General features: G+C 58.8%; 7 protein-coding genes. 1 reads left to right on the top strand and 6 read right to left on the bottom strand.

What is annotated here, in order from left to right; all coding sequences use genetic code 11:
• Positions 1 to 65: 65 nt before the first annotated feature.
• A complete protein-coding gene (locus GGD61_RS25960; RefSeq protein WP_409362473.1) occupies positions 66 to 992 on the bottom strand; it encodes a sialate O-acetylesterase in 927 nt (308 codons plus the stop codon).
• Positions 993 to 1,337: 345 nt separating this feature from the next.
• Here GGD61_RS25960 and GGD61_RS25955 point away from each other — a divergent pair, with 345 nt between their 5' ends.
• The gene (locus tag GGD61_RS25955; RefSeq protein ID WP_183231518.1) at positions 1,338 to 2,030 is read left to right on the top strand and encodes a phosphatase PAP2 family protein; all 693 of its coding nucleotides are present in this window, start codon (positions 1,338 to 1,340) and stop codon (positions 2,028 to 2,030) included.
• 347 nt (positions 2,031 to 2,377) lie between these two features.
• Here GGD61_RS25955 and GGD61_RS41480 read toward each other — a convergent pair whose 3' ends face one another.
• The 5 genes from GGD61_RS41480 to GGD61_RS25930 all read right to left on the bottom strand — a co-directional run bounded on the left by GGD61_RS41480 (position 2,378) and on the right by GGD61_RS25930 (position 12,374).
• Positions 2,378 to 4,114: a PQQ-dependent sugar dehydrogenase gene (locus tag GGD61_RS41480; RefSeq protein ID WP_183231517.1), complete on the bottom strand. Its 1,737-nt coding sequence runs from the start codon at positions 4,112 to 4,114 to the stop codon at positions 2,378 to 2,380.
• Positions 4,115 to 4,602: 488 nt separating this feature from the next.
• Positions 4,603 to 5,217: a transglutaminase-like cysteine peptidase gene (locus GGD61_RS25945; RefSeq protein ID WP_183231516.1), complete on the bottom strand. Its 615-nt coding sequence runs from the start codon at positions 5,215 to 5,217 to the stop codon at positions 4,603 to 4,605.
• Between the two features lie 779 nt (positions 5,218 to 5,996).
• Complete coding sequence (locus tag GGD61_RS25940; RefSeq protein ID WP_183231515.1) at positions 5,997 to 7,313, bottom strand: HlyD family type I secretion periplasmic adaptor subunit; 1,317 nt, start codon at positions 7,311 to 7,313, stop codon at positions 5,997 to 5,999.
• Positions 7,310 to 9,013, bottom strand: coding sequence for a type I secretion system permease/ATPase (locus tag GGD61_RS25935; protein ID WP_183231514.1), 1,704 nt, complete (start codon positions 9,011 to 9,013; stop codon positions 7,310 to 7,312). Before GGD61_RS25935 ends, GGD61_RS25940 begins: the two co-directional genes overlap by 4 nt.
• Positions 9,014 to 10,091: 1,078 nt before the next feature.
• Positions 10,092 to 12,374, bottom strand: coding sequence for an Ig-like domain-containing protein (locus GGD61_RS25930; protein WP_312012743.1), 2,283 nt, complete (start codon positions 12,372 to 12,374; stop codon positions 10,092 to 10,094).
• Positions 12,375 to 12,382: the final 8 nt, after the last annotated feature.

The raw sequence follows: 12,382 nt of genomic DNA, 5'->3' as shown, positions 1-12,382 counted from the left end.
CGTAGCCTTGGGGTGCGGCACCTCGGACAAGAGTGTTGGCTGACCCGATCACACCTCGACCCACTTCAGGGGGCGGTTGAACGCAGCAGGTCTGCCCACGCTCGCGCGACCTTCTGCTCTCCGGACGAGCCGAAATGACAGTCGTCATATCGATCCAGAGCGTCAAGCAAGGCGTCTGAATTAACTCCGGTTCTCAGATTGCGGGCGGGATCGGGGAGGGCCAATTGAGCGCGCGCTATCGGGTTATCCGCGGAATGGTTGCGCGTTCCACCGTTGCTTGCTCCCAGGCACTTGGTTGCGATGGCAACGTATACCGGCGCCGCGACTCCCTGAGACCTCAAGGAACTGACGAGCGATAAGAAGCGATCGTAGTAGTCCTTCTCGTTCGTTCTCTTCACATAGTCGATTTCACCCTGGACCCAGAGGACATGCGTCACAGCATAATCCCGCTCCCGCAGTTGGCCCGCCGTGTCGATCATGGTTCTGTTCAGATCCCCGCCCTGCCCCCAACGGGAGACTTCGGCGCCGCTGATGGCTAGGGGCGCCAGTATGACTTGGTCGAACGATCCGCGATCCAGCAGAAGGTTGCCAAGTTCGGTCCAATATTCCCCGCTGACGCCGTCAGATCCCAGCAGTGGCGACGCAGCGACATAGCATCGCCCATCAAAGTAATTTACAAGGGCACCTCCATGTTGCGAGCGGAACCGCTGCCCCCCGTGATTTCCAGCGTTTGACTGCCCCATTAGCAGCAGCACGGCCGTACGGTCCGTCTGCTCCGGGCAGCTGACAGCTTTCTTCTGATCGCCCGATGCGAGCCGGCCGGCTTGATCAAACGTATAAAGGTCTTCGGGAGCCATCCCGCCCGCGCGAGTCTTCAAAGCATGAAAAAAAGGAAGTGGAAATAATTTATGGTTAGCGCTGTACGCTCCAATCAAATAACCCGCGGACAATAGAAGACTCGCTAATAAAAAGCCGTTACGCGACATGTGCATTCGAACACCTAAAGCTCGGCCCCCCGCGCGCGTTGGAAATTAGCGGAAGGACCGGTGCTGCGAAAGGGCCCTGGCGAGCAGTGATTACTTTGGCGCCCGACTACGCGGAGACATCGCTCGCGTGGTACAGCTCAGCCGTGAAACGTCGGCGTGTAGTCTACTTACAATTGATCGCCCGTCGCCTTTACGTCATCAATCCACAGGAGCCGACACCTGTAGGGCGGCATTGATGGGGAGCGGTGAAGGAGAGCACCGTGCCCGATGCAGTCCTTTCTCACGCATCAGACGTCAAGTATTATAGTGTCTGATCGAAGCCGGGGCTATTCAAGTTTTGTCGCGTATTTCATGAACATCGATCTGGTTCTCCTGAGGCTTGTCAACAGCATCGCTCATCGTTCATCGAGCTTTGATGCGTGCGTCAGTTTTTTGGCCGATCTCCCGCTGTTCAAGGGCGCGGTTTTGACATCTGTCCTCTGGCTGGTCTGGTTCCAACCCGACCGCGACAAGCAGCTTCGTCGCGCGCTAGTCGTTTCAACCCTTCTTGGGACGATCGCGTCACTGGTTCTGGCGAAAGTCATCCGGTCTGTGTTGCCATTCCGACTCCGACCTATTCACGACGCGACGAGTGGCTTCATACTGCCTTACCACGTCTCGAGCGAGACACTTTGGAACTGGAGCTCATTCCCGAGTGATACAGCTGCTATGGCATTTGCTTTAGCCGGGGGGATATTGATGATCCGCCGTGAGTGGGGATACATTGCTGCACTCTACAGTTTAGTCGTGATTTGTATCCCCCGCATTTACCTAGGTTATCACTATCCGTCGGATGTTGCTGCGGGCGCCCTATTGGGCGGCCTATCTGCATTTGTTATGAGCTGGTACCCAATCAGGTCGCCACTAAGCCGCCCGATTCTATCGTGGAGCCAATGCTCTCCGGGTACGTTCTACTGTGCATTTTTCGTTCTAACGTATGAGGTCGCGACGGTCTTCGAGAACACGCGGCAAATTCTGGTTGCCGCCGGGAAATTGTTTCGATAGGGCGAGCGCTCATGCGGTGGGTGGCGGCACCACCTCGCAAAGCGCCCGGTCCCATTGTGCTTCCGCAGATCGGCGACTCGTAAGATCGAAGCCAGGCCGCCGATCAGCTACGTGGTCCTGCGGCACGCCTACGTTCTACCAGGATTGCATCCCGATTGAAACAGCCAAGTCTATTTTTGTACGAGCGCCGGCCCGTCTCGTTTGACAGACGCGCTCAAACCCCATGCAGATCAAGAGCTCGACAAACAGGTCGGAACGGCCATCCAAACAGCGACATCGATCAGCAGCTTCCGTAGGCCTATTGCCGTCACGAGCTCAAGCTGTGGCCTGAGAACGACGCTTACCTCTCAAAGGGTACGCAAATAGCCGATGATGGCTTGGAGCTTTGTCGTGCTGGCCTCACCTTCGAAATCCATCCTCGTCCCAGGACAGAAATTGCCTGGCGCTTTGAGAAACTCCGCGAGGCGTTCTTCGGTCCATGTGCCTCCCACCCCGCGCAAGCTTGACGAATAATCCGGATAGCTCTCGACCGACGCGACTCGACGACCCAGGATGCCGAGCAGGTCCGGTCCAATCCGATTTCCACTGATCAACTTCGACTGATGGCAGCTACTGCACTTTTCGGCAAAAAGGGCTTCGCCCGTTGTACTTTCTCTCGGACGAAGCGAGATCAATAATTGGTCATCCGTCCATAGCAACAGGCTGCCATCATGACCCTCCATGAGATCGCGAATGCCGCTTCCGATCGGGACAGCCTCGAGGTATTTGACTTGACCTTCCCGAACGCGCGCACGAAACAGCGTCGCCGCCTTGAGTGTGGCGATCAGGAGATCACCTTGCCACTGCGAAAACGCTCCGCGCTCCACCCCGACTAGATTCGAAACTGCGATCGAGGGCACCCAAGCGAACACTGGAACTTCATAGCCCTTCTGCCCCGCTTCAGACTTGTTCAGCGGCCACGAGAAAGAACCATAATCTGTTCCATAGGTCGCGTATGGCCAGCCATAGTTTGCGCCCCGGACCAGCCGATTGAGTTCGTCGCCGCCTTGCGGGCCATGCTCGGTCGACCATATTGTCCCAAACGGGTCAACGTAGAGGCCTTGCGGATTCCTGTGACCGGCCGTGAAAATTGCAGCATAGCCATCACGGATGTTGATCGTAATTGTTTTACCGTACGACGCGGACGGATCCTGCGGATAAGCATGAACTGAAGCAAGCCCGTCGAAGCCAAAATCACCGACAGTCAACAGCAGCGTGTCTGTGCCTAGGAGGGCCATCCGCCCTCCTCCAAAATAACCGACAAACGGAATGCCCCGCCGGCGGTGCTCCCCGCGGACCGGAAGACACGGTGTGGTTTCGTACAGAGTTTTCCATTCGGAAGAAGCTTCGCCGCGAAGAATTGCGGCGCGGTCAGACTCCAGCACGGAGACTCGTTCGGTCCAACATTCCTCAGTGGCATGCCAGTAAGGATGCGACACGAAGATGCGCGCAACGGCTCCGACTTCCTGAACTAGCAAGCCATACGCTCTGAACCACTCGGCATTGAGAATTTCGTGTCCGGCCTGCCTCCTTTGGCCTTCCTGGGGCGCATTTGCGTGAAAGTGATCCGCCCACGGACGCCCGGCAGCCGCGGAAAACGCCTCGCCGTTGATGGGCGCCCGGTACGGCAGCGTAGAGACAATCACGTGGTCCACGGTTTCCCAGGAGAAGACATGGAGACGACCATCTCCACTCATTACAAGATAACGATCGCCGATCCGGGCCAGCGCACCGCCGCGCACCGCAGATTTTGGAAATGCATTGGAATAAGTGTGAACGTCCAGGTTGTAGAACTCAGTTTTGATCAAACTGTTAGTGTGCAGCGCGGTTTCGGGGGTAACGCGCAATGCGAACGAACCCGCGGCGGCTGCGAGCAGCCCGCCAAGGGCCAAAGCTTGGTGCAGCGCCGCAGTGCCTACGAAGTACGGGGCGGGGACGAGCACCAAGGCAGCCGTGAAAATGCCAAGCGTGATGGCGCGGGAATAATCGGCTTTGGCTAAGACAAACCCCAGGAAGACCACACCAAAAATCGCCGTCGTGGCCACGATGGTCCTGCCCAATCGCAAACCCGGAGATGAGGGCGGGATCAAAAGAGTATATGCGGCGCTTAGGACGAAAGACGCTATAAGACAGCTAAATGGAAGCGACTGGGCTGCGGGAAGCCGCCAAAATGACGGACCAAAACTGAATATTGGAAATAGGAAAAGCAATGCGACAGAGGTCGCATACCACAAGACCAGATAACACCATGACGGACTTTGGCGCCGGCCAGAATTAGCTTTAGCTCCCGTCTGATCGAGAAGCTTGAAGCTTCTCACCACACCTTTGCGGGAAGACGGAACAGTCCTCGTCTTTCGAAACTCCTCAGTTTCTATTCCAACATGCCCCCGGAACTCCATTTCTGTCCTCAATTTTTGTTATCAGTTACCACGCCCAGATTAAATTCTAGGTATTTAATTTACAACTTGATTAATATCGGCGAGAGGTTATTATGCATTACCCGTTGTGCAGTCCGATGCTGGCGCCCGCGCGGTCACGTCCCTTCCTGGCCAACGGCCGCCCACAGCCCGTCACGGCCCGGACTCTGCATGCGAACCCACCGATAGGGCGTTCGCGACCACGGTCTGATCTGTGGCGTGAGATTGTCAAGGACGAGATCGCCGCTTCTGGTGCGCACAAGAAGCACCAGATGATGTTCACCAGAATTGACGATGACTTCGCTCAACAAGAGCACGCGCGATGGCCAGCCGCGCCGCAGCAGCTCGTGGCGCTTGCTCACCGCGTAATCGTTGCAATCGCCACGCGCTGGATTGATGGTCCACACTTCGCCCGCGAGACCGAGCTCGTTGCGAGCCGGCCCGATCGCCCGATTGACGCTGCGGTTAATCTCGCGCAGGTCTGCCCATCGCTTCTCAGTCAACCGGATCGCCCCCCCACGGAAGGAGCGTCGCGGGCGACATTCGGCCTGATAGCGAAGGCAAAATATCGTGTAAGTGAGGGGCGGAAGAGCTGGGCGCCCCAGCTCGATGTAGGCAAGATCCGCTTGGGGGGCCCTTGGCATGACCAGCAAAGCCGCTCGCGCCCACTGAACGCCCCCGATCACGATCGCCATGGCGGCCGCGATGACGGGGCCCAAGGTTCGTTGCATCTGCCGATCCCCCTCCGTACGCCGCTCGTCGGGTCCACCCGGCGCGCCGCGCCACGCAAAGCAATTTAATTCAATATTATAATTCAATTTCGTTTAAATAACAATAATTATTAAATAAGCGGCCGGTCGCGAAAACACAGCAACGAATGAAAGACATGGAGCGAGACGACCTCGATTGGCCCTATTTGCTCTCGGCGAAAAGGGTTGGAGCGCGGCGCGACGCAAGTCGCGCTTCGCGCAACGGTGGACAATAGTCTGCCACCTTTTAATCCTTGCGTTAAATTATCATGCGCGCCAAACGGGCTTCTCGGACAGGACCTATTTCACATGCCGGTCGAGCTACTCGTCATTCTGGGAGCTGAAGCTTCCATACTCGGTTTCGTCGCCGCAATGACCCTGTATGCCAAGCGAATGGACGTTCTGAGCGGACGATCATTCGAGCGCCCCCAACGTCTGCGCCGGAGAGAACCGGCATGTGGCGCTGTCGCCCCGTCGAAAGGTCGGCGATTTACTGCGGTTGACGAAGAGGTGGACGATTTCATCACGCTCGTTTCACCGGATTTCTTGCGGCCCACTAATCGTCAGAATGCTGCTACGGCTCCTTCAAGCTAGCGCGAGGGCGCCGGTCCGACTTCGGACGCGCGCGCGTCGGAGCAGCGCGCCCGCTCCAGGTGCTTGCGACTGCCCGGCCGTGCCTTCTGCGGGGCAGCGACACCGACGCCCGGGGAAAAGGGCGTCTGCCGGCACATGCAATCGAGCTGCTGCCATCTTGCACCAACTCAGCGCTCCTTGAACGCCCGCAGCGCCTGATCCTGCAGCGGCTTGAGCAAGTATGAAAGCGCGGTTCGACCTGCCGTCTTGATGAAGACCTCGACCGGCATGCCGGGCATCACCTTTGCCGAGCCGAGATGCGCCAGCTCTTCCGGCTTCAGCAGGACGCGACCGGTGTAGTAACTCGTGCCGGCGCGCTGATCCTGCGTGATATCTGCCGAGACCATGCTGACCTCGCCGTCGATTTCGGGCGTGGTCTTCTGGTTGAACGCTGCAAAGCGCATCGTCGCGGTCTGCCCCACATAAACCTGGTCGATATCCTTCGGTGGGATCTTAACTTCGACTGCAAGCGAGTCCGCATCAGGAACGATCAGCATGATTTGCTCGCCGGGAGAGATCACGCCTCCGACCGTGTGGACGCTGAGCTCATGGACGCGGCCGGATTGCGGCGCCCTGATATCGATCCGATGCAATTGATCGACAGCCGCAGTCTTGCGCTCGCCTAGTTCGGAAAGTTTTGAGCGCGTTTCGATCAGGTCCTTGCCAACTTCGGTTCGGAGGTCCTGGTCAATCTGAATGATCTGAAGTCCGATTTCGGAGATTTTTCCCTTCGACTGAGCGATCATTCCAGCGAGCTGGCTGCGCTCGCCTTCAATGCGGGCGGAGTCGCGCTCTAGGGAATTGAGCCGCGTGATCGGCACCAGATTTTTCTGCCAGAGGCTGCGCACGCCCTCCAGCTCCTGGCGGATGAATTCGACTTCCTTCTGCTTGGCCTCGGTCTGTCCCGTGTAGCCCTTGATCTCATTCTCCAGCTGCGCACCTTTCTCCTGCAACTGCGCTTTTTGGCCGCTCCTTGCCTGACGTCGGAGGTCGAACAGCTTCCGCTCCGCAGCGATTGCACGGCTGGCCTCGGAGTTACTCTCCTTGGCTCGGTCGAACAGCAGCTTGGGGAACACGACCTGCTCGGCACCATCGCGCTCGGCCTCGAGCCGGGACTGGCGCGCGAGCAGCTCATCGATGCTGTTCGTGACGATCGTCGCATTGGCGAGCGTCTGCGTCTCGTCGAGCCGGATCAGAACGTCGCCTGCATTGACCCGATCGCCCTGGCGCACGCGCAATTCACCCACGATCCCACCCGTGGCGTGCTGAACCTTCTTGACGCTCGAATCCACCACGACGACGCCCTGGGCGATCACCGCGCCCGACAATTGGCTTGTTGTCGCCCAACCGCCGATCCCAAAAGTCACCAGCCCCAACATGATCATACCGACGATCATGTAACGCTGGATGGATTGCATCGCCGGCGCTACCACCTGGCCGTTCATCGGTTGCCTCCTTGAGCTTCCGCGACCACCTTGAGCGGCACGGGATTTCGCAAGACCTTCTTGAGGACTTCCTCTCTCTTGCCGAAGGACTGAACCCTGCCTTCCCCGAGGCACAAGACATGATCGACGGCTTCAAGCGCCTTCGGACGATGGGCGATCACGACGGCGATCCCGTCGCGACGGCGCACGTTCAGGATCGCCTCGGTCAGCGCCTCCTCGCCCTCGGCGTCGAGATTGGAGGAGGGTTCATCCAGCACCACGAGGAATGGTTTGCCGTAGAAGGCGCGGGCGAGCCCGATGCGCTGCCGCTGCCCCGCCGACAGTGTCAATCCCCCCTCGCCGATCTTCGTGCCGTAGCCGTCCGGAAACGAGAGGATGAGATCGTGCGCGCCCGCGGCATGCGCGGCCTCCAGAACAGCGGCGGCGGTCGCCTGCGGATCGAACCGCGCGATGTTCATCGCAATGCTGCCGTCGAACAATTCCACGTCCTGAGGCATGTACCCGATGTGCTTGCCGAGGTCGTCAGAAGACCAGTGGTCGAGTGCGGCGTTGTCCAGCCGTATCCGGCCCCGAATGCCCGGCCATACCCCAACCAGCGCACGTGCCAGCGTCGATTTGCCGGATCCGCTCGGCCCAATGATTCCAACCGCCTGCCCGCGCCGCAATTGGAACGATACGTCATTGACGGTGGGCCGCTCCGAGTTCGGAGCGCCGATAGAGAGATGCTCGACGGTGAGAGTTTCAACAGGAGGAGGCAATGCCAGCCGTTCTTCCTCGCTGGGGAGAAGCTTCAGCAAGGCATCAAGCCGTTGTCCCGACTGCCGCGCAGCGACGAACCCTTTCCAGTTCGCAATGGCCAGTTCGACGGGCGCCAACGCCCGCGCGCTGAGGATCGATCCGGCGATGATGATCCCGGCCGTCGATTCCTGGTTGATGACAAGGACTGCGCCAACGGCAAGAACCAGCGATTGCAGGATTGCCCGGAAGATCTTGGAGGCGCCTCCGAGGCTGTTGGCTACATCGCTGGCCCGCTCATGAGCCGCGAGGTACTTCGCGTTGACATCGCGCCACCGCAACGCCGCCTGCTGCCGCATGCCCATGGCCTGCAGAACCTCTGCATTTCGTCGGCCCTCGAGCGCGAGTGCCGTTCGCGAGACTGCGAGGCGCGAGGACGCCTTTGCCGGCCCGCGCGTCCTGGTTTCCGTGAGCATGGTAATGCCGATCAACACCAACGCGCCGGCCAGCGCGGTGACGCCAATCCAGAAGTGAAAGAGGAAGCAAACGCCGAGATAGATCGGCATCCAGGGTAGATCGAAGAGCGCCGTCGGCCCGCCGCTCGAAAGAAAGCTGCGGACCTGGTCAAGATCCCGCACCGGCTGCAAGCCGTCGCCATCGGCCCTGGTCTTCAACGGCAGGCGGACAAGCGCGTCGAATATGCGAACGCCCAGCTTTTCATCGAAATACCGGCCGACTCGCGCGCTGATTCTGCTTCTGACAAAGTCGAGACCACCCTGAAACACGTAGAGGACCGTGGCCAGAACCATCAAGGCGATCAGCGTCGGTATGCTGCGCCCGGGCAGCACCCGATCATAGACTTGCAGCATGAAGAATGAGCCGGTGAGCATGAGGAGATTGCTCATCCCGCTGAAGGCCGCGAGCGCCCAGAATATCCGGCCGCACGACCGCAGAAATGCCGACATCTCTGAGTGCGGCTCTTCATAGTCGCTAGCGGTCCGCGGCAGACCGGAGAACAGTCGTCGCCGCAAGACTTCGACGAGGTGCTTTGCCCAGGGTATCGGTCCCTGCGTCCGCAGTCCGGCATCTTCTGCCCACTGTCTCGCGACCGCACCAAATTTCGTCAAATACGAAAATTGGATCCGGTAACTGTTTGCTGGCAGCGGAATTACCCCCCACCGTTCAAAGTTTCTCATGGCTTCGTCCTTGAACCGTGCCTAATGCGATCCCCAAGAAGATCCCTAAGGCAGTCCCGAGTTTGATTTCCCTGTCGTCGAGTTACTGTTACCCGAAGTAGAAGTCAGGCCGATTATGTGCACCGAGCCTGGCGAACTTGAACGTGCCGCCTGCCGGTACGCGAGTGACATAATGGCTATGCTGCCATTTATTCTGCTCTTCCAGTCTCTTCGACACCACTCCGCGCTACCAAGTTGCTCGCAGAGAGCTGGCGTAGCGATCCGTATCCACGACCAATGGTTAATCAGCGTCACCTCACGTGCCGCCTGCCATGGGCTTTTTTGGGACTAGATGGGGGCCGGGTTGAGATTTTTAACCAACATGTCAACTCACGGTGCTGCAATAATCTCGCGATTTTAGTCGATTAAATCACTGCCAATTTCTCTGATGTCATGTACGGCAGAGAGACAACACGTTCGGCTGCAGCCCACAGAAATCGTTTGATTAAACACCGGCGACCCGCCTAAGTACGGCCGTCTCTAACCATATTTAAGCTTATTTATTTTCGGGTGATGCGATCTTCGCAAGGCGATAAGAGCCGACAAGGCAATCGGACGAAGAAAGCGTAGCGGCCTCGCACGCGTTCGGTCGCTCGTCGATCCTGAGATACAATCCCGCGCGGGCATCAACTCGGCTAAAGTCGCGCGTATCGATCCTGTCCGGGCGTTGTATCCCGCGAACGCTGCGAAGCTGCTCACGGGTAGATCAAAATAGAGACGGCCAGAACAAAAGAAGGCGGGGGACCATCCCCGCCTTCCATGATCTATACCGCGGATTCGTGGTTACACTTTGTCGCTGAATTCGTGACTACGCGAAATGGAAGTCATGGCTGTTCAGCTTGTCGAGCTGCGTGTTCTTCAGAGTGAGCGTATCGCTCCCCGTCGCGATCACGACGTCGGTGCCTGATTGGGCCGCGTGCGAGAGAACGCTCGCGAAACTGTCGAACACACTCTTGCTGAACTCGACCGTATCGTGGGCAGGTCCGCTGGCAACAAAGCCCTTGATGACGTCGTTGCCGAAATTCGCGGCAAACGAGAAAGTGTCGGCCTTGCTGGTGCCAACGAAAACGTCATTGCCTGAAGTGCTCGTCTGTGTGTTGGTGCCCGTCGAGCTCGACGTAGCAACGACCTGACTTGTGCTCGTGGACGACGTAGTTACGCTGGAAGCACCGATCTGCCCGTCACCATTGAGATCCTGATGAAAGCTGGTCTCGAGCGATTTAAGCCCAGAGTTCGTACCCGACACGGAGCCGCCGGACGTGGAGCCGGTCAGGCTGCTGACATGAGAAACATAGTTGCCGTTGCTATCGGTGTTCCACGCCGTGTACTGACCGGTGCTCGCCTCCTTCCAGACGACCTGATAGCCCGTGGTTGTCTTCTCCGCACCAATCGGTGCCCAGGTGAAATCTGACCCGTCCACAAAATCCACGCCGTGATACTTCAGCGACGGGCCCGTCCCCGTGCCGCTGTTGAGGTAGTATTTGTCGTTACTCTCAACGAGACGCGTCGCACCAGCCGACTCGATTACCGTGCCAGCAGTCGGCGTTGGCGACGTCGGTGTGGTCGGTGTGGTCGAACTGGTGGCACCGATCTGCCCGTCACCGTTCAGATCCTGGTGGAAGGTCGTCTCGAGCGACTGAAGGCCAGAGTTCGTACCCGACACCGAGCCGCCCGACGTCGAGCCGGTCAGGCTGCTGACATGGGAGACGTAGTTGCCGTTGCTGTCGGTGTTCCACGCCGTGTACTGACCCGTGCCCGCCTCTTTCCAGACAACCTCATAGCCCGTCGCCGTCTTCTCCGCGCCAATCGGTGCCCAGGTGAAATCTGACCCGTCGACGAAATCCACACCGTGATACTTCAGCGACGGGCCCGAGCCGGTGCTGCTGTTGAGGTAGAATTTGCCAGCACTCTCAACGAGACTTGTCGCACCAGCCGACTCGATTACCTTATCAGGAGTTGGCGTTGGCGAGGTCGGTGTGGCTGGGGCCGTCGAGTTGCTGATGCTGGCCGCGAACGCGGTGGACGCCGCACCGGTGTTGCCTGCCGCGTCCGTTGCCTTCGCGGTGAGGCTGTGCGAACCGGCCGCAAGGCCGGCGCTGGTGTAGCCCCACGCACCACTGCTGTTGGCAGTGGTGGTCCCGATCTGGGTCGGGCCGTCGAACACCTTTACGACGCTGCTCGCCTCGGCCGTGCCCGACAGCACCACCTGATTGGCACTGTTCACCGTATGGCTGGCAATGGTCGGCGCAGCCGGTGCTTGGGTGTCGACGGTGACTGCCAACGCAGACGACGCCGCGCTGGTCTGACCCGACGCGTTGGTCGCCGTTGCGGTGAGCGTATGCTTGGCATCAGTCAGGACCTTTGTGATGTAGTCCCAATTGCCGCTCGAATCGGCAGTCGTCGACCCGATCTGGGTAGTACCATCGTAGAACTTGACCGTGCTGCCGGCAGCAGCGGATCCCTTGAGCTCTATGGTGTTGTCGTTGGTGATCTTGTCGCCAACGGTGCCACTATCGGCCGAGAATGAGGCGATGGTTGGCGCGCCCGGTGCGGTCGTCGACGGCGGGGGCGTCGACGGCGCGGTTGTTCCCGATGAAGGCGTGCCGCTCTGGCCACCCAGGTAGGTCCCGGTCACCATATTTGCGTTGTTCGATTGAGTAACGGTCCCGTGGTATGGGCCACCGCTGCTTCCATTGTAGTTCCCAACGTACTCCCAACTGCCGCCGCCCCCATTGGCGCTTCCGATATTGGTCGTATCGAAGTAGTTGTTTTGAATGGTGGCCGTTCCAATGAGTCGCGAGGTATCAAGGATGATCCCGTAGTTGACGTAGGAACCGTTGTTGGCAATGAACGTGTTGTTGTTGAACGTCTCGGTCTGCACCCCGCCGGCCGTCGAACCGCTATTGGCCGAAAAGGCGCTGATGCCTTGGGTACGCCCCTCAGCGATGGGCGTATCCTGGATGAAGGTGTTGTAGTTCACCTCGAAGCTGTTCGTATTGTGGCCCGGAAGATTGTAGGTCTGTATCCAATCTCCATGGGCGCCGGCGCTGTATCCCAATCCGGCATTCTTGATCACGTTATACTGAACAATCCAGTTCT

This window comes from Bradyrhizobium sp. SBR1B (assembly GCF_014198205.1).
Taxonomy (GTDB): Bacteria; Pseudomonadota; Alphaproteobacteria; order Rhizobiales; family Xanthobacteraceae; genus Bradyrhizobium.
Note: the sequence above shows the minus strand (reverse complement) of the source record. Positions and strands in the feature narration are given on the sequence as shown.

What these genes read in the sequence shown, in the direction of transcription:
- GGD61_RS25940 (WP_183231515.1), bottom strand. Translation starts at nt 7,313, where the DNA reads ATGAACGGCCAGGTGGTAGCGCCGGCGATGCAATCCATCCAGCGTTAC.
- GGD61_RS25955 (WP_183231518.1), top strand. Translation starts at nt 1,338, where the DNA reads ATGAACATCGATCTGGTTCTCCTGAGGCTTGTCAACAGCATCGCTCAT.
- GGD61_RS25960 (WP_409362473.1), bottom strand. Translation starts at nt 992, where the DNA reads ATGCACATGTCGCGTAACGGCTTTTTATTAGCGAGTCTTCTATTGTCC.
- GGD61_RS25945 (WP_183231516.1), bottom strand. Translation starts at nt 5,217, where the DNA reads ATGCAACGAACCTTGGGCCCCGTCATCGCGGCCGCCATGGCGATCGTG.
- GGD61_RS25935 (WP_183231514.1), bottom strand. Translation starts at nt 9,013, where the DNA reads ATGTCGGCATTTCTGCGGTCGTGCGGCCGGATATTCTGGGCGCTCGCG.